General features: G+C 61.8%; 16 protein-coding genes and 2 pseudogenes. 12 read left to right on the top strand and 6 right to left on the bottom strand.

Annotated features, from left to right (window positions below; all coding sequences use genetic code 11):
* The first annotated feature begins 575 nt into the window (after nt 1-575).
* Both NKH60_RS26755 and NKH60_RS26750 read left to right on the top strand, forming a co-directional pair.
* The gene (locus tag NKH60_RS26755; RefSeq protein WP_352873962.1) at nt 576-1,817 is read left to right on the top strand and encodes a glycosyltransferase family 2 protein; all 1,242 of its coding nucleotides are present in this window, start codon (nt 576-578) and stop codon (nt 1,815-1,817) included.
* A gap of 75 nt (nt 1,818-1,892) precedes the next feature.
* Nucleotides 1,893-3,230 carry a DUF4832 domain-containing protein gene (locus NKH60_RS26750; RefSeq protein ID WP_352873971.1) on the top strand — a complete coding sequence of 446 codons (1,338 nt, stop codon included), beginning with the start codon at nt 1,893-1,895 and terminating at the stop codon, nt 3,228-3,230.
* A 535-nt stretch (nt 3,231-3,765) separates the two neighbouring features.
* Here NKH60_RS26750 and NKH60_RS26745 read toward each other — a convergent pair.
* Both NKH60_RS26745 and NKH60_RS26740 read right to left on the bottom strand, forming a co-directional pair.
* Nucleotides 3,766-5,391 (bottom strand): glucosamine inositolphosphorylceramide transferase family protein, encoded by a 1,626-nt coding sequence (locus NKH60_RS26745; RefSeq protein WP_352873960.1) that lies wholly within the window; start codon nt 5,389-5,391, stop codon nt 3,766-3,768.
* 16 nt (nt 5,392-5,407) lie between these two features.
* On the bottom strand, nt 5,408-6,541 hold the full coding sequence (locus tag NKH60_RS26740) for a carboxylate--amine ligase (RefSeq protein WP_352873958.1): 1,134 nt from the start codon (nt 6,539-6,541) through the stop codon (nt 5,408-5,410).
* Nucleotides 6,542-7,134: 593 nt separating this feature from the next.
* On the opposite strand from NKH60_RS26740, the gene NKH60_RS26735 reads away from it, so the two are divergent.
* The 10 genes from NKH60_RS26735 (at nt 7,135) to NKH60_RS26690 (ending at nt 19,570) form a co-directional block, all read left to right on the top strand.
* Nucleotides 7,135-8,127 (top strand): glycosyltransferase family 2 protein, encoded by a 993-nt coding sequence (locus NKH60_RS26735; RefSeq protein ID WP_352873956.1) that lies wholly within the window; start codon nt 7,135-7,137, stop codon nt 8,125-8,127.
* Nucleotides 8,128-8,508: 381 nt separating this feature from the next.
* Nucleotides 8,509-9,054 (top strand): hypothetical protein, encoded by a 546-nt coding sequence (locus NKH60_RS26730; protein WP_352873954.1) that lies wholly within the window; start codon nt 8,509-8,511, stop codon nt 9,052-9,054.
* A gap of 1,343 nt (nt 9,055-10,397) precedes the next feature.
* Nucleotides 10,398-11,654: an NAD(P)-binding domain-containing protein gene (locus tag NKH60_RS26725; RefSeq protein ID WP_352873952.1), complete on the top strand. Its 1,257-nt coding sequence runs from the start codon at nt 10,398-10,400 to the stop codon at nt 11,652-11,654.
* Nucleotides 11,651-11,929 (top strand): hypothetical protein, encoded by a 279-nt coding sequence (locus NKH60_RS26720; RefSeq protein ID WP_352873950.1) that lies wholly within the window; start codon nt 11,651-11,653, stop codon nt 11,927-11,929. Before NKH60_RS26725 ends, NKH60_RS26720 begins: the two co-directional genes overlap by 4 nt.
* A gap of 4 nt (nt 11,930-11,933) precedes the next feature.
* Complete coding sequence (locus tag NKH60_RS26715) at nt 11,934-13,079, top strand: glycosyltransferase family 4 protein (protein WP_352873948.1); 1,146 nt, start codon at nt 11,934-11,936, stop codon at nt 13,077-13,079.
* A complete protein-coding gene (locus tag NKH60_RS26710; protein ID WP_352873946.1) occupies nt 13,076-15,055 on the top strand; it encodes a putative glycosyltransferase family protein in 1,980 nt (659 codons plus the stop codon). Before NKH60_RS26715 ends, NKH60_RS26710 begins: the two co-directional genes overlap by 4 nt.
* Nucleotides 15,056-15,098: 43 nt before the next feature.
* Nucleotides 15,099-15,800 carry a hypothetical protein gene (locus NKH60_RS26705; protein ID WP_352873944.1) on the top strand — a complete coding sequence of 234 codons (702 nt, stop codon included), beginning with the start codon at nt 15,099-15,101 and terminating at the stop codon, nt 15,798-15,800.
* 14 nt (nt 15,801-15,814) lie between these two features.
* Entirely contained in the window at nt 15,815-17,092 is a 1,278-nt protein-coding gene (locus tag NKH60_RS26700; protein WP_352873942.1) for a glycosyltransferase family 4 protein, read from the top strand.
* The gene (locus NKH60_RS26695) at nt 17,083-18,414 is read left to right on the top strand and encodes an MATE family efflux transporter (protein ID WP_352873940.1); all 1,332 of its coding nucleotides are present in this window, start codon (nt 17,083-17,085) and stop codon (nt 18,412-18,414) included. Before NKH60_RS26700 ends, NKH60_RS26695 begins: the two co-directional genes overlap by 10 nt.
* A gap of 13 nt (nt 18,415-18,427) precedes the next feature.
* On the top strand, nt 18,428-19,570 hold the full coding sequence (locus NKH60_RS26690; protein ID WP_352873938.1) for an acyltransferase family protein: 1,143 nt from the start codon (nt 18,428-18,430) through the stop codon (nt 19,568-19,570).
* 337 nt (nt 19,571-19,907) lie between these two features.
* Here NKH60_RS26690 and NKH60_RS35215 read toward each other — a convergent pair.
* The 4 genes and pseudogenes from NKH60_RS35215 to NKH60_RS26675 all read right to left on the bottom strand — a co-directional run bounded on the left by NKH60_RS35215 (nt 19,908) and on the right by NKH60_RS26675 (nt 23,409).
* Nucleotides 19,908-20,213 (bottom strand): annotated as a pseudogene (locus NKH60_RS35215) (type II toxin-antitoxin system RelE/ParE family toxin).
* Nucleotides 20,210-20,469 (bottom strand): annotated as a pseudogene (locus tag NKH60_RS26685) (CopG family ribbon-helix-helix protein). The pseudogenes NKH60_RS35215 and NKH60_RS26685 overlap by 4 nt, the downstream one beginning before the upstream one ends.
* Before the next feature lie 308 nt (nt 20,470-20,777).
* Nucleotides 20,778-21,530, bottom strand: coding sequence for a class I SAM-dependent methyltransferase (locus NKH60_RS26680; RefSeq protein WP_352873936.1), 753 nt, complete (start codon nt 21,528-21,530; stop codon nt 20,778-20,780).
* A gap of 22 nt (nt 21,531-21,552) precedes the next feature.
* Nucleotides 21,553-23,409, bottom strand: a complete 1,857-nt coding sequence (locus tag NKH60_RS26675; RefSeq protein ID WP_352873934.1) for a polysaccharide biosynthesis/export family protein — start codon at nt 23,407-23,409, stop codon at nt 21,553-21,555.
* Between the last annotated feature and the right edge of the window lie 510 nt (nt 23,410-23,919).

Raw genomic sequence — 23,919 nt, 5'->3', positions numbered from 1 at the left:
GACGCCATCCATTGGCTCGGGTTTATGGAGAGCGGTGTCGGAATTTCGAGGGCAGCACTTTTGGCCAGGGCCGAACGCTTGGCGTTGCACGCCGCCATTGGAGGTCGCTCAAGTTTGGACTGTCGAGACTCCCTCCACTTGAACGTCAAGTAGTACCTCCAGAGAGCCACCGCCAAGCCTATTGAGCGCTTCGCCGAGCGAGCTGTGCCATGACAGTATGCAGGGAAGGAAGGCTGCGCTAACAGCGAGCAATGCGATATGGGAACGTCTATTCAAGTCATCTCAGCGAACGGGTGCAGGATCGACCTCGGTCGTCTCAGTTTTCTCCGTTCGCTAATCTTGGCGAGAATCCGTTGCGAAAGTAACATTCCGATCTTTCAGCGGATGATGAAGCGTCCATACTGGGGTCTGTATTTCATCGGGCCGGCGTCTGCGAACGTCTGTGGCCGTGTCGCCCGGTTCATCTTCGGGGCGAAACTTCCGACCCGCTACTTGGCGCGCCATCTGGCGAGAACGCTTGGCCGCAAAATGGCGACTGGATCCAAGGTCCCTCCCGTCGCATCTGGAGTATCGCCATGAGCGCTCTTGATCCCCTGACACCAGCCGTAAATATCCGGTCAAGCGCCGATGGATTGTTGCCAGCCGCCTCAGCGGCACAGCCGCAGTCCTTAGGAACTCGCGCCTCCCGAGTCCACTTTCTCGTGCCCGACAGCAGTACCTATCAAGGGCAATCCGGCGAAGCGAGTTTATTCGCCCAATACCGCATCGCCGTCCTCGTACCCTGCTACAACGAGGCAGCGACGGTTGCCTCTGTCGTCGCCCAGTTCCAAGCGGCACTACCAGGGGCAAGTGTCTATGTCTACGACAACAACTCGACTGACCGCACTGCTGAATTAGCCAGATCCGCGGGCGCCGAAGTCCGTCGTGAGTCGCGCCAGGGCAAGGGCATCGTCGTGAGGCGTATGTTTTCGGACATTGATGCCGATATTTATGTCCTGGTTGATGGCGATGCGACCTATGACGCGCTGAGCGCCCGCGACATGATCGCGCGCCTCGTCCAAGATCGTCTGGACATGGTGGTGGCGGCGCGGGTCGAAGTGGAGCCAACTGCCTATCGGGCTGGTCATCGCCTTGGCAACCTCCTACTGACGAGCTTGGTTGCGTCGGTATTTGGCCGCACCTTTACCGATATGTTGTCGGGATATCGGGTGTTTACACGGCGCTTCGTCAAGTCGATTCCGCTGCTCGCGCGAGGGTTTGAGATCGAAACCGAACTGACCGTCCACGCCCTTGAACTCGGTCTGCCGGTGGCCGAGATTGCAACACCATACTACGCACGGCCTAAGGGTTCTGCCTCGAAACTCAATACATGGCGCGACGGCCTGCGAATTCTATGGACTATCGCGGGGCTGCAGAGGTCGGAACGCCCATTGCTGTTCTTTACTAGCGTTGGCGGTCTATTGCTGGTGCCTGCCATCCTGCTTGCCATGTCGATCTTCACTGCCTACGAGAAAGAGGGGGTATTTCCGGGACTGCCGGCCGCAACTCTGACGATCGCTTTGACTTTTCTAGCTGTTCTGTCGGTTACTTGTGGGCTCGTGCTTGCTACCGTCACGCGTGGGCGCCGCGAGGCCAAACTACTTGCCTATCTCCAGCAAACGGCGCCGGGTGTGAGAGAAGAGTTGAGAGTGCGCTCTCTCAATGTAACTGGGCAGGGCGGTGAGCGTGACCTCGCGTTGGTCCCAGAAATCAGGGGGCGAGTTCGCAGGAGGCGTGAGGTGCGCGCTCCGGCAGTTCCCGCAACGACCGGATCCTAGGCAAGAGCGAATATGATCGCTTCTAGGAGGGGAGTCAGGGGAATACCTACGCGTAGGCGGGTTCCGTATTTGGCGGTGTTGGTTGCCATCGCCATGGCTGCTGGAGTGGCCGGTCCTATTTCATCGATCGCCAAGCATACCAAACTGACCAAGTCGGCCGGGCCATCTCCGGCTCAGACGATATCAACATACTATCCAACGGAACGCACGGACGTCATTAAGAACCCGGGCATCGGATATGAGACCTTCTATCAATCGGCAGCGCGAGACACCCAGCTTCCGTCCTCGACTATGTATTTCCGGATCAACTGGAGCGCTATTGAAGCACGACCAGGCACGTTCGATTTCGCTACGCTCGACAGCGCCCTTTCGCAAGCGCAAGCATCGGGACAAAGGCTTGCGTTTCGCATTATGGCGTATGAGGAAGGTAACCCCGGGCCGGTGGGGCTGAGAGATGCCGGCTTCCCTGGCTTTGCATTTGCGTTCGAGGGGTCCCAGGTATGGTTTCCCAATCTGGATGAAAGCGTGGTTAGACAGGATATAGGAAAGCTTATTGCCGCTCTTGGACAACGCTATGGCCACAACCTAGCGATCGACTCGATTGACATCGGAATTATTGGCGATTGGGGTGAGCAACACTTTTGGAATACCGAACCTTCCCCTCCTTATCCAAGGACAGATACTTTGAAATGGCTGTTCGACGAGTTCAGAACGCATATCAAGGGCCCACTGGTAGTCAATGACGGAGTTTGGTGGAACGATAAAGAGGCATTTCATTACGCGATTAGCAAAGGCCTCGGCTGGAGGGCCGATTGCTGGGGAGGGCAGCGTGAGATGCAACTTCAATACCCGTTTATCGTAGCGGATGTACCAAATGCTTGGAAGTCCGGGCCTGTTGTTATGGAACCGTGCGGAGTTATGTCGGACTGGGTTTCGCGGAACTCTCAATGGCAACGAAGCCTCCAGTGGGCGGTCGATAACCACGTCTCGAAGATCAGCAACAAGAGTGCTCCGATCCCCGCCGAGATGCTTCCAGCCGTACGGGACATGCTAACAAAGCTCGGTTATCGCGTTGTTCTGAGGCGAGCGGCATTCCCAACGTCAATAGATTCAGGGAGCAACTTTGCTGTGCAACTAAATTGGGCAAATAAGGGAAATGCTCCGATGTACTTTGATCGCCACGTGCTGGTAAGAATCGGAACTCTGGTCAAGGACTCCCGGGTTTCATTGCGGGGATTCCTCCCGGGCGACCGTGCAGACACCGTCACAATCGGAACGGCGGGGCTCGCTGCTGGAACCTATCCAGTGCAAATAGGCTTGGCGCCGCCGGGCAGCGAGACACCGGACATCACGCTCGCCATACGGGGGGAGGGGCCATGGTACACGCTTGGAAAATTGGTCGTTCGGCACTGACTCGGCGGACCGGATGCTGAAGAGACGTGCGTGGCCCATTACAACAGGCAAGCCCGATGCCGGTCGTGAGCTCAAGGGCAACATCACCCGCAAGGAACCCCGCAGCGGGCAAGCCTTCACTTCTACCTGCCGCTGAAATCGCCGCAAGGTGCCAGGCTTGTCGTGACATTGCACGACCTGAGGCCTCGTCTGCGCGCAGAAGAGTATGATTGCGATATGGCGCACCCTGTTTCGGCCCCAGGCTTGCTAAATGCTTGCGCCGTGCAAGTGGCCAATACGGGCTACTCAAGGGTGGGGTCACGACGGTCGCTAACTGGTTGTCCCGCGGGTTGGAGCGGCAGGCCGATAAGGGTGCTAGGCCGACGAAAGTTTCGAACCGCGCCTGGCCGACGCCCAGCCGCGCAATTGGCCCCGATCTCGGCGAACGAGGGGAGAGCTCGAGCTCGGACAGGTCCGGCGATCAAAAAGCCATCTCATGGGCTTTTTTGCTGCGGCCCTGGAGCGTGCGCGCCATGTCTTGGAAGTGCAGTCGGTTCTACTCGTCAATTCGAGCGCGCTGTCGGCCAGCACGATTCTCACGGCGGCAATGGGCTTTTTGTACTGGTGGCTTGCGCCGCATGTCTCGCCTCATTCCGTCGGCTCCACTTCGGCGGCTATCTGGCGCTTCGGGGGCAATCAGCCCATAAGAGGTCGTGACCTCTTGCAACCCCCGGACATGACCGAACAGGTCGATCACCTCAAGGCCGGACTGGCGGTTGTAAGTGTGGCACCCGAACGGTCCGGACCGAATGCGACCAACTGGGGTCTGGGCAAAATCGCACTCGCTGAGCGCATCGATCTGGCAGAACGTCACTGCACCGCCATAGCCGAACGCGCAGTCCTGGACCGGGCGTAACGTGCGTCCGCCGTATCGGAGGACGGCGCCTGCTGGGCGGCTGAGCGTGGCATCGATCAGGACGGGGTTTGCGGCATGGGGCGTCCAAAGCTCGGTCAGGCTCTCGGAGCGGTAGAGGCTGAGGACATCCCAGGACGTGGACCTCCACAGTCTGGGGCTGACGAAAAACCAGAAGCCGCCTTCGTGGCGCAGCAGCGTGGTGTCGTAGGCCTCGATGCCGTCGATGAGGCAGGCCTCCCGCGTCCACCGATACGGGAATTCCACGGCCCTGTAGAGGCTGACATTCCTGGCAGCCCCCGATTCGGGGATCATCCAAATCTGCCCGTTATGCTGGAATACGAACGGGTACGAGAGATGATGCGGCTCCTCCATGACGATCTGCGGTGCGCCGGCGGTCCCGTTCCGGCCCACTGGCACGACCGCAATGCACCCCCGGTTCTTCGAGTAAAGGTACTTTTCGACAAAGATGAAATCCTGCCCTCGGTGCCGGAACGGGAACGGGTCGGCAAGGTAGCTGTCGGTACCTGCGGTGAGCACCCGAAAGACTGCTTCGCCCTTGTCGAGCAGGCTCGCTGATTCATCGAAGCGCCAGCCAATGCCCCACGCCCTGCCGCCTCTGGCCAGGTTATCCAAGAACCTGACTGCCTTCGATGCCACCGCGCCGGTCGCCCATGTAAGGGCCGGCAGCGCGCCAAGCGAAGGCACGACGGTCCGTGGACCGTGAACACTGGACGCTGAGCCAGCGTCTTCGCGCAAGACTTTGAGGATCACCATCACAGCGCAGGATAGCGCGCTGTCGAGACTCGCCGCGAACACTTCACGGTCTGTACTGGCCGGACGCGCCATCCACGGCTGCGACGGGCGCGCTGTATCGTGCACGTCGACCTGAAGGTCCTGATCATTCGTCAAGGCCGCCATCACTCCGATCTCGCCGGGTACGCCGTTGAAGAGCGGCGTCAGCACGCGCCGTCCCGCCGGGAGTGGGTCCTCTCCGCTCAAATCGATCACGACGTCGACTTGGTCGGCCGGACACGGCGGCAGGGATCGCAGCGCGGCCTCGACGGGGTCGGTGGCAACGTTCCCGCGAAAGCCATAGACTAGTCGTTCGAGGTCGAGCAGCAGACGGCAGATCAACGGCAGCGGACGGCAACCCGCCGCGAAAGCGCAGAAGACCTGGTTGCCGGGCACTTCAGCGAGTGCTTCTGCCAACCACAGATGCCAGCGCAGCAGCCGCGATGGATCGAGACTCAAGCAAATGCGCATCATTGTTCTCACGGCGGATTCAAGAAGACGACAGCTTTGACGAGAACCACCTCGAGCGAGCCGCCTTGCCAGGTGTCTGCCGCGAGCCGGCGAGCCAAGGAGGCAGATAAAAAGCCACAGCGCTCGCCACAACGCGCTGCAAATTGCAAGGGTAATGCACCAGGGCCGGCAGCGGATCGTCCCGGCGCCAGAAGCCATCCACCACGACAGAGTGAGGCGGGATCGGCTTCGCGCCAAAGCGGATCCGCTCGATCCATGAGCCCTGCCAGACCACGCGGCCGTCAACCGGGCCGGCCGGCAATGGTGGCAGGTTGAGTTCGTGCCGATAAGCTATCAGCGGGATATTGATACCGACGAGTGTCGCCGACTCCTCCTGCCAGTCGGTGCGCCCGACCGTCGGCTCTATAATCAGAAAGCGTCCGCTCCTCGTATCTCGCTTGTACTCGACGCCGCCAAATCCGAAGTAGTTAACCTGATCGAGGAGGTTTTTCGTGGTGCGTTCCAACTCCTCGTTTGCTGCGGCTGTACAGAACGCCGTGCTCCCGGTGCCCGGCGGCGTGCTGGCTAGTTTTTGCCCGGTGAACATGCCGAGCGTCTCGCCGTTGCGTCCCCGGTAGAACAGGCAGAAATAGATGTTATCGTCCGGTCCCTCGACCGTCTCCTGCACCAAGACCTCGCCGGTCTGAGCCAGCAGCCTCTCGGCGGCCGAGAATGCGCCAGCGTAGCTCTCCGCGGTGATCAGGCGGGGAGCATGCCCCTCGTGAAAGTGGCGCTTGTCGGCGGGTTTCAGGATCATTGGCAGGCGGAGCGACGTGATCTCGCGAACGCCCGCGAGGTCCCGCACGACCACGCCGTTCGGCACTGGCCAGCCATGCTCCCCGGCGCTCTCGTGGAACCTGGCTTTGTCGTGCAGCATAATAACCATATCGTGAGTTGGGAGGCGGAAATGGTAAAGCCCCTCCAACTCTTTGCGGTATTCAGAGATCGTAAGAAGTGCCAGCTCATCCGTGATGACCAGGAAGGGCCGCTCGCCGATCCGCTTCCGAAGATCGCGGAGGAAGTCCACGAAGCTAGGGCCATGCAGGGAGTCTGCCAGGACCGGGTGGGCGTAGCGCGACCACAGCGCCGGGTTCGATCGCTTGCGGTCGACCACCCAAACGGGCATCCCGCCCAAGGCAAGGCTGCGGCACACGCCAAGCCCGTTCAGCTCCCCACCTATTACCACAGCGGGGACTCGCCATTGCGAAGAGCCGAACTCTTGGTTGGGAGCGATGTCTGGCAGCATGGGTTCCATACTCGAGCGACCGTAATCGGCCAAGCCCCACTATGCCCGATTGACGCCGGGCTGTGCGAGGCCGCCAGAGGGGGTAATCCTTAGGGCCCATTGCACTCGGCGCCCGGCGAGAGCGACATGCAGCGATGAGTGATTGACCTCTCGCGTGCGTGGAGGCTCACGAAGGCGAAAGTCGCGATGCTCCCGGGAAACGTCAAAATGCTATTACTACCCCGGAAAAACCGGGGAATTTGCCATACAGTTCTAGATTAGATACGCCAATTCCAACTAGAAGATGGCCATTTAACTTCAGGCAACTTATCAATTATGAGTACCACTTCATCGCAGTATTTACGCGGTTGACCGAATACGCGCACAGGTGCTCAATCTGATCTTCCTGATATTCCAGCTGGCACGGGGGAGCCGAAGAAGCCTTTACCCGCCCATGCGGATCCAAAGAAGAGATCGAAATCATGAACGTCAGTTCGGCTAACACCTCGCTGATCATTTGCGCGCATACCCTGGAGCGGTGGCAGGATCTCTTGGAGTCGGTGGCATCTGTGCGTCGACTGGAACCCCCGCCCGATGAGATAGTCGTCGTCGTCGATCACAATGCGGAGCTGAAAGCGCGCGCCGAAGCTCAGTTCGTTGACCTCCTCGTCATCGAAAACAGAAACCGCAGGGGGCTTTCGGGGGCGCGCAACTCGGGGATTGCGGCGTCACGCGGTTCGTTGATCGCGTTTCTCGACGACGATGCCATCGCGGAACCGCAATGGCTTGAGTATATGAGGAGCCATTGCGATCGGCCTGGAGTGCTTGGTGCAATGGGCCGCATCGAGCCGCTTTGGCTGGGGCCTCGGCCGCGCTGGTTCCCGGACGAATTCCTTTGGGTCGTGGGCTGCACGTATCAGGGCCATGTGGATAAGGTTGGTCCCGTGCGAAGCCTGCTCGGCTGCGGCATGTGCCTACGGCGGGAGGTCTTTGAAAAAGTGGGGGACTTCAATGCTGCATTGGGCAGAACCCAAAAGAGTCTGCCTATGAGCGGCGAGGAGACTGAACTCTGCATCCGCGCCCGAAAGGCAATCCCATCTGGCGAGTTCATCTTCGAGCCCCGCGCGGTTGTCCGGCACAGAATCCCAACAAAGCGGCTGACCCGGAGGTATTTTTGGCTGCGCTGCTATGCCGAGGGCCTTTCGAAAGCCTATATATCCGCTCTCCTGAACTCACGGCAGGCCCTGTCCGCTGAACGGACCTACGTTTTGCGCGTGCTTTCACGCGGCGTCGTTCGCGGTTTCGGTGACGCCATTTTGCGAGCCGATGCAGAAGGGTTGGGACGCGCCGTCGCGATCACGGCAGGCCTCGCCTGTTCAATCGGCGGCTTCATCATTGGCAAGCTGGAAATTGTCGCGAACCTGATCAACCTGCCACGGCGCCAAAAATCTGGGTTAGGCCTAGAACTAGAATAAGAGCTCTGACGCGCTTTCGCTGACGCCTCGCGACAGTTGGCGCATTCTTTCCTGGCCGGCATCCCTTGTCCTCTTTATTGGTGAGGTCGGGAACCCCGTGGTGCTGACCCGCGAAAAATGCCGCTGAAATCGGAACAGAATGGCCGGATCATCTCGGAATGGCGGCCGAGAGCGGCGGCGATGAGACGGCTCGGGCGGGTACCGCTCAGCAACGTCGCGATTTCGGTAATTTTCAGTGCTGAACCACGGAACCGGACCGGCCGACTGTAACGGTCGAACGATCTTGCTTCCTCCGGGAGTCGAAGGTATCAAATCGCTCGACCGCTAGGCTAAGGTGAGCGCCAAGCACAGGTCGGTGCAGTGCACCACAAAGGGCCGACAATGATTCTCAGCACGCATGCGATGGTCGGGGCGGCGCTCGGCAGCTTCCTGCCCGCGAATCCGGCTGCAGCTCTAGCCTTGGGGTTTGGGAGCCATTTCGTCCTCGATGCGATCCCCCATTGGGATTATCCGATACGTTCCTCGTCGTTGAGCCTCAGGATCGACGCACCTGCTCAGCTTGATAGAGCGCTGCTGCTGGATGTTATGATCCTCGGTGCTGATGCGCTTCTCGGCATGCTCGCGGCCGTCCTCTTTTTCGGATCGCCAGAAAACCAGTGGGCGATCCTGCTCGGCGCCTCCGGGGCCATGCTTCCCGACCCGTTGCAGGTCGTGCACGCCCGCTTCCCGCACGGGCCACTACGGATGCTACAACGCTTTCATGGCTGGATCCACGCTGATAAGCGGATCAGCAAGCCATTCCCTTTGGGTGTTGCCTCACAGCTGATCTTAGTCGCCGTGGTGGTGTGGCTCACCGAAACAGCCCATGATGGCGTCTTCAACACCGCCGTCGCCACCTTCTTCACCACAGTGCAAGGCCGGGGTTGATCCGGAGGCGATAGCCTCTTGGCAAAGCGCTGCGGCATGGTCGATCGCGGTAACGGCGCTATTCTGCTGCCCCGTTCAGTTCACTTGAGAGTGGCGCTCCGCCCACTCAAACCGTGCCGGGCGTTCGAATGGTTTGGGCCTGATCGCTGCGATTTCGGAGATCTCTGCCCCGACGGAAGGCGTCGGTCATGGGCGAGTTCCTCGCGGCTTGGGGAATATCCGGGATAAAGGTCTGGAACCCCAAGGAAATATAGCGCGCCCCAGTTCTTCAGCAACGCGGGAACTGCCTACGAGGTAGGGGCAGAACGTCTTGCAGTTCTGCATGGGGCTAAACGGGATGACACGCTCAGGCAACGGTTCCCGGGCGTGAGGCCGAGCCACGCCTGAAGCCGTGCGGCCGCCACCAGCATATTGCTGTGACTGAATGGAATGAGCTTTGGTTGCGCGGTCGTGCCCGACCTCTGGAGGACAAAGACGGGCGAGTCCAGATTAGGCTCAGCGCCGATCGCAGCGGAGTCGGAGACCTGCACGGCGATATTGAGTCCAAGTTGACCGTTTCCCGACCGGAGCGGCTTCAATGATGGCAAGCCTTCTCAGCGGCTTAGCGAATTTGAGAGGGCACTGCCTTGCGCTGCGAGAGGAGCATTCAGGCGAAGGATGTCGAGACGCTGATCGATCTCCGCCGAGGATAGCCGTGGATCAAGAGCAACCGCGATGCTGCAGCAGGTAACTGCCATGATGGTGAACCGCCTCCGGACCGTTCGGCATCAGCACCCCGATACGGGCGTTGCAATCGAACCCAGCCAAACGCAGCCGCCGGCGGATGTCGTCCAAGTGCGCTGAAGATCGTGGCACATCAGAGGCGCAAACGTAGCGGGGACGATCGCAGGCTGGTGAGCGAACCGGCTGGCACTCCGCCCAATGACTTGACCCAGCGTGAATTGAGCTTCAGCCTCTGTGCCGTCGCGGACGGACGGGGCTCCCTCGGAGCAGACCACGCGACCCGGTGCCTCATTGATCAGGCGGTGCGCTGACTGTGCGAAGGCGGTTCTGCTACCCGCATTAGGTTAATGCCACAGCCGGACGGTCCTGTGCTTTTAAGCAACGATTCGGCGGCGCTGCCAAAGCAGGCGAGCGGTTCCCCTGCCGTACGTTGGACCAGAACCAACCCGAAGAGATACCCACAAAGAGCTAATCATCTATTGTAGTTCTAATCATCTATCGCCGTTCCATTGCACGGCCGTATCGGTAATGCTTGCGTAATTCAGGTTGCGAGGAACCCATGGCTTCAATGTCTAAATATACTCACCTGATGTTCATTCGGCGTGCCCCGGAGTCAGCTTATGGTTAGATCAAGCACATCCGTGGACGTGGCGGTCATTGGAGCTGGCCCCTACGGCCTGTCGCTGGCCGCGCATTTGCGGGCGCGCGGCGTGGAGCACCGGATTTTCGGGGAGCTCATGGGGTCATGGAGGCACAACATGCCCCACGGTATGCTGCTCAAATCCTATCCCTGGGCGTCGAGTCTGTCCGATCCGGGATCTGAATTCGCACTGAAAAGCTTCTGCGCCGAATGCGCCCTACCTTATCATGACACTCTGATGCCGCTTCCGCTCGGCCGGTTTGTCGAATACGGTGAAGCCTTTCAGAGGCGTTACGTGCCCGAAATGGAGCGCAAGACCCTGATGGCGCTGGAGCCCAGCGCCGGGTGCTTCCGCGCTACTTTCGATGACGGCGAGATCGTCCGTGCGCGCCGCGTGGTCGTGGCGATCGGCCTGCATCCGTTCAAGCGCCTGCCGCACGAGGCCGCGCATCTGCCCGCCGAGTTGTGCTCGCATAGTGGCGAGTACGGCGCGCTGGAGCCGTTGGACGGCAAGGACGTCATCGTGGTCGGATGCGGATCGTCCGCGACTGATCTGGCCGCGCTGCTCCATGAACGGGGGATATCGGTTTCTCTCGTTGCGCGCCAACCGCAACTGCATTTCGCTGACCATCCTCGCCCTCGCACCCTTTTCGAGCGCGCGACCGCCCCGATGAGCGGCATCGGCCACGGCTGGACCTTGGCGGCCTGCGCCAAATATCCGCAACTGATCCGGCTTCTGTCGAAGGATTTGCGAGTCCAACTCGCCAACATCAGGGCGCTGGGCCCCCTTGGCGGCGCTTTCGTGAAGAACCGCGTTGTCGGGAAAGTATCCGTGTGGCTCGGGCGCGCCCTTCAGGGCATCGAGACACGCGACGGCAAGGTGCTGGTCGATTTGATGGACGCCAGTGGCGCGCGGCATTCGATGCGGGCCGACCACGTCATCTTCGCAACCGGGTACAAGATCGATGTGGGCCGGCTCGCTTTCCTGAACCCAACGCTGCTGCGCCAGATCCGATTGGTCGAAGGCGCGCCGCAGCTGTCGGCCCATTACGAGACCTCGGTGCCGGGCCTGCATTTCATCGGTCCCGCCGCCGCGAACAGCTTCGGTCCGGTGTGTCGGTTCGTGTACGGGACCTATCACCCGGCCCGGCATCTCGCCCGATACCTGTCGTTGGGCCTGGAGCGCTTACAACCCGAGCCCCGGGCCCGACCGCTCGACCGCGCGGTGCTGCCGTGAATGCCCCGGTCTCCGGCATTGTCGCGCGCCTCGGCGTCGCGTCGGCGCCTGGACCAATCGACTTTGCGCTGCGGCGGTCGCTGACTCTGCCGCGAGTTAGCTTTGTCGTCCCGACGCTCAACGGGGCCGAGAACCTGCCTTGGCTTCTGCCGCGCATCGGCGGTGTGACCCATCTGCGCGCTATCCCGGACGGCTTGCGCCTTCTCAAGACCATCCTGCGCGAGAGGCTGGGCGAACGGCACAGGCAGAATGCGAAAGCTTATGGTGTTGGATAGGCCGATGCGAATCCTGATGGTTGCCGCTCGCTGCCACCCCTTCATGGGGGGCATTGAGACTCATATCCAGGAAGTCGGCCCCCGATTGGTGGCGCGTGGCCACGCGGTCGACGTGCTCACCACCGATCCCTCAGGCGAGTTGCCGGTTGAGGAGGAAGTCCGTGGCATGCGCGTGCAGCGCGTGCCGGCCTGGCCGAAGGAGTTGGATTTCTATATAGCGCCCGGCATCTTTACCGCGATCCGTCGCGGGGTCTGGGATGTGATCCACTTCCAAGGTTATAACACCTTCGTGGTGCCGATCGGGCTGCTGGCTGCGCTCCGTGGCGACCTGCCATTCGTCCTCACGTTCCACAGCGGCGGGCATTCTTCCCGGCTGCGCAACGCCGTGCGCGGCACCCAGCACGCGCTACTGCGGCCCTTGGTGGCGCGGGCCGCGAGGCTGATTGGCGTCTCCGAATTCGAGGCTGACTTCTTCAGCGCAAGGATGGGCGTGCCTCGCGAGCGGTTTGTCGTCATCCCGAACGGCGCCGCAATGCCGGCCGCGAGCCCCGGCGTCAAGGTCGATCCACGCCTGATCGTCTCGGGCGGCAGGCTGGAGCGCTACAAGGGCCATCACCACGCAATTGGGGCCTTGCCCGAACTGATCCGCCGGGTGCCGGATGCGCGGCTCCAGATCGTCGGCAAAGGTCCGTACGAGGGAGAACTGCGGCGCCTCGTCGCGAGGCTCGGCCTCGAGCAGCGGGTCACTATTGCGGGCATTCCCGGATCCGAGCGGCAGAAAATGGCAGACCTCTTGGCAAGCGCCGCGCTATTTGTGCTGTTCAGTGAGTACGAAGCCCATCCGGTTGCCGTGATGGAGGCCCTGTCGCTGCGCCGTCCGGTCCTCGTCAGCGACACGTCCGGTCTCCGGGAGCTGGCCGCCAACGGCCTATGCCGGGCGATTGCGCGCAATGCCGGGCCGGAAGAGCTGGCCGCTGCCATGGCCGAGGAACTGGAGGCCCATCGGGAGATCCCAGATTTAGCGCTACCGGACTGGGATGCCTGCGCGCAAGCGCTGAGCGACGTTTACCGTGATGTCCTGGGCAGCCGATCCACGATCAATTTATCGCCCGACGCCGTGATGTCGTGGCCTCCTGCCACGGAGGCATGAGGCTGATGATGCCGGCTCATTTCATTGCGCGAACTAAGATCAACCCGCTCCAGACCGCAATACGATTCGCCTGGGCCGTTATTGGTCCCGACCTGAGCGGTGGCAGCGCCGATGCCCCGCCGCAACAGGCGAACTCCGGATGGATTGCGGTTCTGTGTCTGACAGTCGCCATGGCTCTGCTCCTGGTGGTGGCCGGGCACGCGGCCGGGCGCCGGGACAATGAGGTGGCGCCGCTGTTCTTCTGGTCCGGTGTCATCCTCCTGGTCGTCCCGATCACCCTTCGCGTCGCTCAGCCGATGCTAGCGCGGGGTGAGCGCCTCTTCCTCCTTTTCGTGCTTGCCGAAGCCCTGTTCTACTGCAAGGTGGTCTATTCCCCGACGGGCTTCATTGCTTTCGACGAGTTCTTGCACGGGATCGCAGCCGATGACCTGATCACGGCCCGCCGGCTATTCCTGTCCAACCCCCTTCTCCCGATCGGGCCCACCTATCCCGGCCTGGAAGTCCTGGCGATGGCGATCGTCAATCTGACAGGATTGCCATTGTTTGTGGCGGGGACGCTTTTGTTAGCCATCCTCAAGGGCACATTCATTGGCGCCCTGTTTCTGTTCTTCGAAAGCATTACCGGATCGCCGCGCATCTCGGCCATCGCGTGTCTTACCTATATGGGCTGCTCGACCTTCGTCATCTTCGAGTCGATGTTCTCGTACGAGAGCCTCGGCATCGTGCTGTGCGTGCTGGCTTTCGCGGTTGAAGCAGCGTCCAAGGATCTCGTCCGGCGACCCAGGCTGAAGGCGCTCGGGCTGATTGCCTTATTGTTGGCGAGCCTCGCCGTCACGCATCATCTCTCGGCCGGCTTCGCCGCCATCTATTTCGGAGCGCTGGCGGCACTCGAGGCTCTGCGCCGGCACGGCCCCCTGAGGACTTATGCGAGGACCGTGGTGGGCCTCACCGCGCTCCTGGCAATAGCCCTGCCACTCCTATGGGTATGGGCTCGTGGCAACACTCTCACAGGCTATCTCGGCCCGGTGGTCGAAACCGGCTTCAAGACATTGATCGGAAAGATCCTGGGCGCGCCCACCCCACGGTCGGAGCACCTTGGAACGCTGACCCAGCCCGTCGGCATGCGGCTGACCACCTTGCTCGCGATCCTGCTGCTGTCACTCGGACTGGCGGCGGGATTCTTTCGGTCGCTGGCCATGGCAGCGCCGAGTGGCGAGCGGGGAGGTTGGCGTCCAATCCAGGACATCCTCAGACGGAACTGGCGCGACAGCCGGATCGTACTCCTTACCTTGCTGGCCTTCGGATTCCCGGTCTCGGTGGCCTTCCGGCTGACCAACGCCGGATGGGAAATCGGCAACCGCATGGGAACATTCGTGTTCATCGCTGTCGGACTGGTCGTAGCGGTAGGCATTGTCCACTTCTGGCAGGGCCGCACGCCGCGCGGGTGGCGCCGCATCGCACCGGCCGTTGCTCTGGCGGTCATCGTTCTAGGCGGCGTCACAACCTCTTCGCTTAATCCGATCCATGGGCGCTATAGGGTGGCGGCCGATCAGGAATCAATCGAACCCATGGGGATCGAAACCGCACGCTGGACCAAGGAATGGCTCGGTGCCGGCAACCGCTTCACCGCCGACCGTATCAATCGCCAGCTGCTCGCTTCTTACGGGCGGCAGGACGCCAGGATCAAGATCGCCGAAGGCATCTATAGCGCGCGCATATTCGAGGGCGAGGAACTCGGGCCCGACGAGCTTTATGCCCTGGCGAGGAGTGACATCGATTTCCTGTTGGTGGATCTGCGCCTGTCCACAGCCCCCCCGGTGCTCGGCTTCTATTTTGAGCCGTGGCAACCGCAGGCGGGAACGCCGATCTCGGGCGCAGAGTTGCTCAAGTTCGATGACATCCAGGGTGTCACCCGCATCTACGACAACGGCTGGATCGTCATCTACGACATGAGGGGTTTGCATGGGAATTCCTAGCAAGCGGGACCTTCTGGCCGCGTGCCTGTGGGCGGGGGCGACGGTGGCGGCCGTTGCGGTCAGCGACAGCTTGGTCCTCCGCACTGCGCTGGGCGCGCCCATGGTGTTCCTCGTCTCTGGCCACACGGTGCTGCGGGCCATTGGCGTCAGGACAACCTCCGCGTTGGAACACTTCGTCTACGCGGTCGGAGCAAGCCTCGCTACCGGCATCGGCGGGGGCTTTGCCCTGAACGCTGCAGGTTTCCTTACGCCGTTCGGCTGGGCGGTTTGGTTCTGGGCAGTGACGACCGCCGCGGCGCTGGTGGCCGCCCGCCGCCGCGACGCTCCCGATTTGCCAGCCTGGCCGGCTCCGGCGAAGGTCCGGCTCTGGCAGGGAGCTGTAATCGCGCTAGCGGTCCTTGTGGCGACCGGAGCCTATGCGCTTGCCGTCCGGGATGAAGCGGCCTACCGCGAATTCAAATACACCGAGTTCTGGATATTGCCATGGGCCGATGGCGAATCGGGCCGGCTCACCGTCGGCATCCGGAGCGCCGAGACCCAAGCTCAGCGATTCGACCTGGAAATCATTGTCGACGGGCAACCGCTCGCCGTCTTCCGATCGCTCACCATCGCGCCAGGCGACACTTGGACGCGGCAAATCCCGGTGCCCGTCTTGGCAGTTCGCCAGAGGGCCGAGGCCCGGCTCTATCGGCCGGTAGACAACCGACTCTATCGCAGCGTTTCGACACTGGTGCCGCCCATCTGAAACGAGGCTCGACCATGCGCATCCTGCTGCTGTCGCAGTTTTATCCTCCGGTGATCGGGGGAGAGGAGCGTCACGTCCGCAACCTCGGCGCCGCATTGGCGCAGCGGGGCCATCATGTGAGCGTTGGTACCCTGATGCATCCAGGAGCACCCGAAACAGAGCTGGACGGAGCGGTCCGCGTGCACCGCCTGCGTGGCACGCTCCAGCGTCTATCAGGCCTCCACACCGATCCCGAGCGCCGCCATGCACCGCCCTTCCCGGATCCTGAACTGGTCCTGGCCCTGAGGCGGCTGGTCGCCCAAGAGCAGCCGGACATCGTCCATGCCCATAACTGGATTTACGCGTCCTTCCTGCCCCTCAAGGTTCTGAGCGGGGCACGTCTGGTGGTAACGCTCCACGACTACGGCCTGGTCTGCGCCAAAAAGAACCTCATGCACTTGGGTGCCAATCTCTGCAGTGGCCCGACGCCGGCGAAGTGCCTGCCCTGCGCGACAAGGCATTACGGGGCCGTGAAGGCGACCGTGACCACGTTGGGCAACTGGGCGTCGAGCTTCGCCGCTCGGCGCGTGGTGGACCGCTTCATCGCCGTGAGCCACGCGGTGGCGCATCATGCGGGACTCACCCAAGGCCACGCTCCCTACGAGGTCATCCCAAACTTCGTGCCCGACGATGTCGGGGTCCTTGGCCCGGAGGATCCCTGTCTGCGGGAGCTACCCGGAGATGGGTTCATCCTGTTCGTCGGCGACATGATGCGCCTTAAGGGTATCGACGTTCTCCTGCACGCCTATGCCGGTCTGGAGCGGGCGCCGCAGTTGGTCCTGATCGGACGTCAGGTCGCCGATACACCAGCCGAGTTTCCGCCGAATGTCCGCGCCTTCAAAACGTGGCCGCATTCCGCCATCATGCATGCGTGGCGGCGCTCACTGTTCGGCGTGCTGCCATCGGTCGGGCCCGAGGCCTGCCCGACCGTCATCATGGAAGCGATGGCGTCCGGCAAGGCAGTCGTCGCAACCGACGTCGGCGGCATGCCGGATCTCGTCGATCATGGCGAAACAGGGCTTCTGGTGCCGCCTGGTGACGCTTGTGCCCTCGCCCGCGCGATCCAGACACTTCTGAAGGACCGCGTCTTGCTGGCCCGCCTTGAGACGACAAGCCTCGCCAGGGTTGGGCGCCTCAAGGCCGGAGCGGTCGTTACGCGGATCGAGCAGGTCTACCGGGATGTCGTGCGCCCAGGCGCCCGCAGGTCCGCGGTGCCGGCGCATCAACATTCAGGAGAGCCATCATGCCGGTAGACCTCGCCGGGACGGCGATCGTCATCGTGCGGCGGGCGCTTCAGGGCAGCGCCACGCTCGTCACGAATTCCGGAGCTCTGGCGATCGGAACGGTGGCAACGGCCGGTCTTGGGTTTGTCTTTTGGTGGCTCGCCGCCCGGCTGTTTCCGCCGGAGGTGATCGGCAACGCCGCCGCCCTCCTGTCCGTGATGGGGTTCGTCGGTCTGCTGGGGGAGGCCGGGCTCGGGACCCTGCTGATAGGCGAACTCGTCCGGCATCCCGGCAGGGAGCGCGGTCTCGTGGCCGCAGCAGCGTGCGTCGGGGTAGCGCTGGCGGTCGGCTTGGCCTTGCTGTTTGTCTTGGGCGAGGCGTCCCGCAACAGCTCGACAAGGCCGATCCACGGGTGGTTCGAGGGCGCTGCGTTCGTCCTCGGCTGCGCCCTGACCGTACTCAGCTTCGTGGGCGATCAGGCGTTCCTAGGCAGCCTGCGCAGCACCAGCAGGATGATCCGGCAAGTGCTGTTCTCAACGTTCAAGCTGATGCTGATCGGCGGCGCGGCCGCCGCCGGCTACGCCTCCAATGCCACGATTCTTATGACCTGGGTGGCCGGCCTGCTGGCGTCCTGGATCGGCGTCGATCTCTTGACGCGTGGCGGTGCGCGTCGCCTCGTTGCCCCCCCCGATTTCCAGCTGCTTCATGCGCTACGACGCAAGGTCTTCGACCACTACGCACTCGATGTGACTGTGCAGGCCCCGAGCGTCATCATGCCCTACCTTGTGCTGGTTCTGCTGTCTCCCTCCATCAATGCCGTCTTCGTGCCGTTGTGGATGCTGGTCTCCGTGGCCTCGTTGATGCCCGCAACCATGACCACGGTCCTGTTCCCAGTGATCAGAGCAAGCCCGAAACAATTCAGGCACAACATCATTGTCTCGCTCACGACGTCATTGCTCTTCTCGCTGGTCTGCGCCGCCTTCGTCTTCACCTATTCGCAGGAGATCCTTGCGCTCTTCAATCCGGCCTATCCGAAGATCGCCAGTTCGAGCCTGCGCTTCCTAGGCTTTAGCTTGCTAGGATCAACGCTCAAATTTCATGCCTGCGCCTTGGCGCGGCTGGGTGACAGGATGCGCAAGGCATCTCGCTGGTTCGCGCTTGGCGGGCTGCTGGAGCTGTGCTTCGTGGTCATGGGGGCGAGGCTTGGACTTCAAGGCCTGGTCGTGGGCTGGACGCTCGCCGTCAGCATCGAGGGCCTGTGTGCGGCACTCAGCTTGGCCTTGGCGATGAAACTGGATTCTGCCGCCGGCCCTGCGCACGAACGACCGACCGCGTCGCCGCTTCAGACTTGAGGAGACATCGATCGTGGCGCAGGGTTATCGACCGCAATTGGATGGCCTGCGGGCCATCGCGATCGGGCTCGTCGGAATCGAGCACTTCGGCGGGCCGTGGGTCAGAACGCACTTCCCCATCGGGGCGGGAGCGCTGGGGGTCCATCTGTTCTTCGTCCTGAGTGGCTTCCTGATCACGCGCAACTTGCTGTTCAGACTGGAGCAAGCCCCTGCGGGCGTAGTCATCCGCAGGTTCTACATCGGTCGCGCGGCTCGGCTGATGCCGGCCTACTATCTCACCCTGCTGGTCCTGTTCGTGCTGGGCGTGCCCGAGGTTCACGACTTCATTCTCTGGCATCTCACCTACACGAGCAATTACCTCGCGGCGACTGGGGGCCCACTTCTGGTGTTCTGGTCCCTCGCCGTGGAGGAGCAATTCTATCTGTTGCTGCCCATGCTGGTTCTGCTGTCCGGGCGCGATGGCGTGCGGGTGGCGGTATTCCTGATCGGCATCGGCTTGCTGTTGCGCACGCTGGTTCTGGCCACCCCGATCGACCGGTTTGCCTTCGAGCTCTCGATCTTCGGCAAATTTGAGATCCTTGGGTTTGGTGTGCTCATCGGCGCGCTATCCTATACCGCGTCGAGGGGAGGGCGTCGTCTCCGAGCCGGTCCGGGCTGGTGTTGGGCCGGCTTGGCATGCCTCGCGTTCCAGTGCGTCGCGTGGTACGTCGCGGGCAATGGCATCCTGCGGCATCTCACTTTCAACCTGACAGTCGGGATCTTCTTCGCATGGCTGGTGGTGCAGGCCGATGCGGAGCTGCCAGGCTTACTCGCGTGGTTCAGCGGCTTTAGGTTCGTGCGCTTCATCGGCAAGATCTCTTATGGCATCTACCTGACGCACGTGTTTTTCTTGAACATTTTTCAATCGAGCGCGGTCGTCGAGCGGTTCGGAACCATTCCCCTTTGGGCTCAAGGGCTGATCGGTATCGTGCTGAGTCTGTGCGTTCCGACCATCTCGTGGTTCCTGATGGAGTCTCCGCTGCTCAAGCTGAAGGAGCGGGTGCTGAACGGACGCGATCCCGTTGCCGTCCAGGTAACGCCGCACGACATAACCTTACAAGCCCCAGCCACGCCGGCTAGACGGAGCGTCTTGGTTTTGCCGGACGCAAATCATTGATTTCGCGACGTTATGGACGGGCTTGTCCCGTCCATGACCTGCCAATTGTGTTTCGCGGGTGACCGCGGCGGCCCGTCCATGCGGGTGGCCGGAAACAAGTCCGGCCAATGACTGTGGAAGGGGCAAGCCAAAACGAACCACCGAGAGACCACTTAATCTCATCACTCTAGGCTAAGGCTAGTTTCAGCGCCGCACGCGCTAGACGGGGATCTATCGGATTTGGTTGCCGCTAAACTAGGTCTCCGGTTAAACTCGGGAGCAATACCCGGCAGCTTGCTGTCAAAATTGTTGGCAGCAAATCCGCTCGCGATTAAAGCCCTTCGTCGCGAGATTTCGTTCAGTTCGGCCATGCCTCGTCCTGCCAATCGCGCGCTGCGTGGATCACCCGCAAAATTGAAATGCTTTGTCGGGCGCCCTTGGCGGTCACGGCATAAGCGATGATGTAGGGCAGGCGACTCACAGGTTTTTCATAGGTGCCGGATACACGGCCGGGTCGCCCGGTTGCCATTTCCCCAAGCGCGCCCCTGCGTCCAGAATCCGGTCTGCTACCAGGCGCGCAGCGCGCGGATTATCCTGCGATATAGCCGATCTGTTCCTTGATGTCGTCCAGCTCACCGCGAGACCACTGAACGGCTCGCGTCACACCTTGCGGCCCGTGCCGGCATCAATCGCGGCATAAATTTCTGCTATAGCCTTATCATGAGACACGATGCGCCCAGCTTCGACATCAGCAAGGCCGGGCTTGATACCTTCAATGATTTCAAGCTCGCGATCGACATACGCTGCGACGGCTTCACCTGCGAGGAACGACTTGCTACGCCGGGTGTCGGTTGCGATCCGGTCGAGCTTTCCTTTACATCGGGACTGACGCGAATTGTCATAGTGGTGCTAGCGGCCATAGCGGTGTCCTGTGTTGATCTGTGTACACCTTAGCACAGAGCGCCGCTGGTCCATTCACACGCCTCTTTTCATGTCGAGGGCTGGCTGGTTGAGGATGGCGAGGCAATTCCAGAGCCGCATCCCTGGATAAAGTGATGTCGGACAAGGACAATCTGAGCGGTGTCGCCATCCTGGTTGCCTTGAAAACCGAGGCTGCGAAGGTCATAAGTGTCAACGTCATATGACCGCTGCGCACACCTTCTTCTCAAGCATATGCATTGCGGCAAGCCGTCATCTTTTGGCTCTGATTACTGAGGCCTGACCTAGACTAGTGTTCCGGCCGCCTGAAGACGAATTGCCATGCCCAGGGCATGATGCCCAGCCGGCTGTGAAACTGAGCGGCCCAGCGCAGGGCCGTGGGGATAGCCTCGGCCCGATAGTTGAAGTCCCGGGTCAGCCCAGTCGAGAAGCCTGCAGCGGCGGTGGCTTTTTTCACATGCCGCATCGTGACGATGAAGAAATGGGCCTTTTCGAAGTCCCATCCCGTCGGTGTCAGCCTCCAGTAAAGCGGCTGAAGCTTGCGGGGCACGAAACCGAAGAACGGCAGACGGCTGTGGGATTCAATCGGGAAATACGGGTTCGGGATCTGCCCAACCAGGATCCCGCCCGGAGCCAACACCCGGTAGATCTCCGTCATGCTCGCGTTGTGCAGGGCCGGCTTGAGATGCTCGAACACGTTCGCCAGGGCGACGCAGTCAAAGCTTTCATTGCCGAAAGGCAGGGCGTGGGCAACGCCGGGGAGCATCTCCAGGCCGGCTTCAGATCGCGTCGGACCGTCGAGATCCGGTTCGATACCCTGCCAGCTCAGCGCGGTCGCGGCGGCGTAGCGGTCGGTCAGTTCCCCGTTCTGGCATCCAATGTCCAGCGCCTTGCCGGTGCAGAAGTGAACATGCTCGTCGATGAGGTGACTCAAGCTGTCGGCGAGGTGGTGGTTTCGCGCTTCCCACTCTTCTTCCGATTGGAGCATGCCCTGGCCGTGGAGGGCGTCCCCCTCCTGCTTCGTCCCGATGAGTTTATCCATCAACCAATCTCCTTGCCGGGCATCAATTTGGACGACCGATCCTCTGCTCCGCCACCACGCAGGCAGTCTTGACATCGTTGAGAGTGCATGCGGCCGGCAAGCTCTCGCCGGTCGGCGACGAGGTCGGGACCGGTGAACCGGTCGGCTCTCTTGGCTCGCTCTCGTCCACGATGATGTTGACGAGGTCGCCGGGCTGCAACGGGGTCATCCCGGCGGACTCGATGCTGACCGGCCCAGCTGCCGATTGCCGAACGATTCGATAGGTTAGCCTGTTCGCGTCCTTCGCAAACTGCGCTCGAGTCACCGGCAACGTGTACAGGACGCCTTCGCTGGCGTTTAACTCGCGCACATTGGCCGCGATCTGGCTCTCCGTGGTCTCGATCTCGACCTCCAGATCGTTGGTGAGGTCGACCCGGGTCTGCAAGGCCTCAGACTCCAGCGAAGCGAGGCGCTGCTTGGACGTCGCGTACTGGTTGAGGGCGTCCCTGCGACGCTGTTCTGCGTCAGACAACTCGCTCTGGGCCTGATTCATCACCGTTATGCTGAGAACTTTGCGGTCCACGAGCGTGCGCATGCTGTTGACGCGCTCCTGGCGCAGCTTGATGAGTTCGTCGAGCGACTCCATGCGCCCATACGCGACAACATCCTGCTTGGCCCCCTCGAGCGCACTCAGGGTCGCACGCTCGCGATATTTGCGGGCCATGGCCACGGCCTTGCGCCGGTCGCTCTGCTCGTTGACGAGGTTAGCGGCTTCTGTCGCGCCGGCCAGCTCCAGCAACTGGGGCGGGATCTCGGGCGCCGTACCGTCGCGCTCGGCCTTCAGCACCGCCGCGCGCGCGAGCAACTTCAACATGGCATCGATCGCCCCGCTCCGCTTTTGGGTTTCACGCACGGCTTCGATCTTCTGCCACGGCTCGCTCTCGCCTCGGTCGAGCCCGCCGGCCAGCGCGATCGCGTGCAGGATCGTCAGGCCGGGCGCGTACTTGAACGAGCCTGGATTCTTGACCGGCCCCAGTACGTAAATGGGCGAGCGCTCCAGCGACAGGATGTTGACCAGCCCCTTGCGGCCCAGCAGTTGATTGAAGGTTTCCATCAGGTCGGCTTGTACCTGTTGCGTCGACCGGCTGGCGACCGGGATTGAGCCGAGTAAGGGCATGGAAATCGTGCCGTCCTCTTGGACAGTATATTCGCCGCTCAGTTCCGGACGCTGCAGGAGGCCGCGCAGGGCCGAGCCGGAGGACGCTCCCCCCCACTTGTCTTCCTCGACGTCGACGCGCTCGTAGAACGCGATCTTGAGGCGGTCGCCGACGCCGAACAGGCCTCCGGTTGGCACGTCTGGGGCAGTGCTGAGAGTTTTGCTGCGCTCGGCCATGGTGGGCACGGCAGGGGCGACGCTCCGTTCGACGAACGTCGCGGCCGACGCATCCGGTCCCGACACGGTCGCGCGGGAGGCGGCCGTGGCGTGGACCGGTTGCTCTTGCCAGCTATCGATAGCAGCAGACACCTCCTGCACCACGGCTCCGGAGACATCCTCGACCTTCTGCACCACGGCTCCGGAGACATCCTCGACTTTCTGCACCACGGCTCCGGAGGCGTCCTTGACCTTCTGCACCACGGCTCCGGAGACATCCTCGACCTTCTGCGCCACGGCTCCGGAAACATCCTCGATCTTCTGCGCCACGGCTCCGCAGGTATCCTCGACCTTCTGCATCACGGTTCCGGAGGCATCCTCGACCTTCTGCATCACGGGTCCGGAGACATCCTTGACCTTCTGTACCGCGGCTCTGGAAACAACCTCGATGGGCTCCCAACTTCTGACGGCTTCCGCTCCCACCACGGCGACCCCGGAGACGCCCAAGACAAGCAGGACGGCCTTCATTCCCCTGCGGCGGGCCGCCTGTGACGAGGGAGGGACGGGCTGGGACTTGTATTTTGCATCCATGGCCATGGCGCGTGGCTTTCACTTTCAATGGTGGCCAGCCCGTCCCGAACTGGCGAGCATCGGTCGACGAGGAAGGCTCTGCCTTATCGTGATCCTTCACCGCCAGCGGCACAACTATCCCTTTGTAGGCACTCCTTCCGGATAGACACCCCTCCGGCGAACTCGTCCAATGACCAGATTGCTGCGCTGAAGGAGAGCCTCTTTGATGGCAAACGGGACAAAGGCGATCGAACGCAACGAAGAGCCGGAGATAGCGGTCCGATGCAGTGTCTCGAACCCCCTGCGGCCCCAACATACATTCGCAGAATGGCCCGGCCGTCTCCAACTTCGTCATCCAGGCCTGGAGAACGAGCCGATCACGATCTCCGGCTCCTAGTCGCAAACCCGATCATTCTGCTACGTCGCTGACCTGATCGACGGCTTGACCCGCCTGATGAATGAAGAGGC

The organism is Mesorhizobium sp. M1006, assembly GCF_040318825.1.
GTDB lineage: Bacteria > Pseudomonadota > Alphaproteobacteria > Rhizobiales > Rhizobiaceae > Mesorhizobium.
This window is presented reverse-complemented; position numbering and strand designations above follow the sequence as displayed.

What these genes read in the sequence shown, in the direction of transcription:
- NKH60_RS26710 (WP_352873946.1), top strand. Translation starts at nt 13,076, where the DNA reads ATGAGGCTGATGATGCCGGCTCATTTCATTGCGCGAACTAAGATCAAC.
- NKH60_RS26735 (WP_352873956.1), top strand. Translation starts at nt 7,135, where the DNA reads ATGAACGTCAGTTCGGCTAACACCTCGCTGATCATTTGCGCGCATACC.
- NKH60_RS26730 (WP_352873954.1), top strand. Translation starts at nt 8,509, where the DNA reads ATGATTCTCAGCACGCATGCGATGGTCGGGGCGGCGCTCGGCAGCTTC.
- NKH60_RS26715 (WP_352873948.1), top strand. Translation starts at nt 11,934, where the DNA reads ATGCGAATCCTGATGGTTGCCGCTCGCTGCCACCCCTTCATGGGGGGC.
- NKH60_RS26695 (WP_352873940.1), top strand. Translation starts at nt 17,083, where the DNA reads ATGCCGGTAGACCTCGCCGGGACGGCGATCGTCATCGTGCGGCGGGCG.
- NKH60_RS26680 (WP_352873936.1), bottom strand. Translation starts at nt 21,530, where the DNA reads ATGGATAAACTCATCGGGACGAAGCAGGAGGGGGACGCCCTCCACGGC.
- NKH60_RS26675 (WP_352873934.1), bottom strand. Translation starts at nt 23,409, where the DNA reads ATGAAGGCCGTCCTGCTTGTCTTGGGCGTCTCCGGGGTCGCCGTGGTG.
- NKH60_RS26725 (WP_352873952.1), top strand. Translation starts at nt 10,398, where the DNA reads ATGGTTAGATCAAGCACATCCGTGGACGTGGCGGTCATTGGAGCTGGC.
- NKH60_RS26745 (WP_352873960.1), bottom strand. Translation starts at nt 5,391, where the DNA reads ATGATGCGCATTTGCTTGAGTCTCGATCCATCGCGGCTGCTGCGCTGG.
- NKH60_RS26700 (WP_352873942.1), top strand. Translation starts at nt 15,815, where the DNA reads ATGCGCATCCTGCTGCTGTCGCAGTTTTATCCTCCGGTGATCGGGGGA.
- NKH60_RS26755 (WP_352873962.1), top strand. Translation starts at nt 576, where the DNA reads ATGAGCGCTCTTGATCCCCTGACACCAGCCGTAAATATCCGGTCAAGC.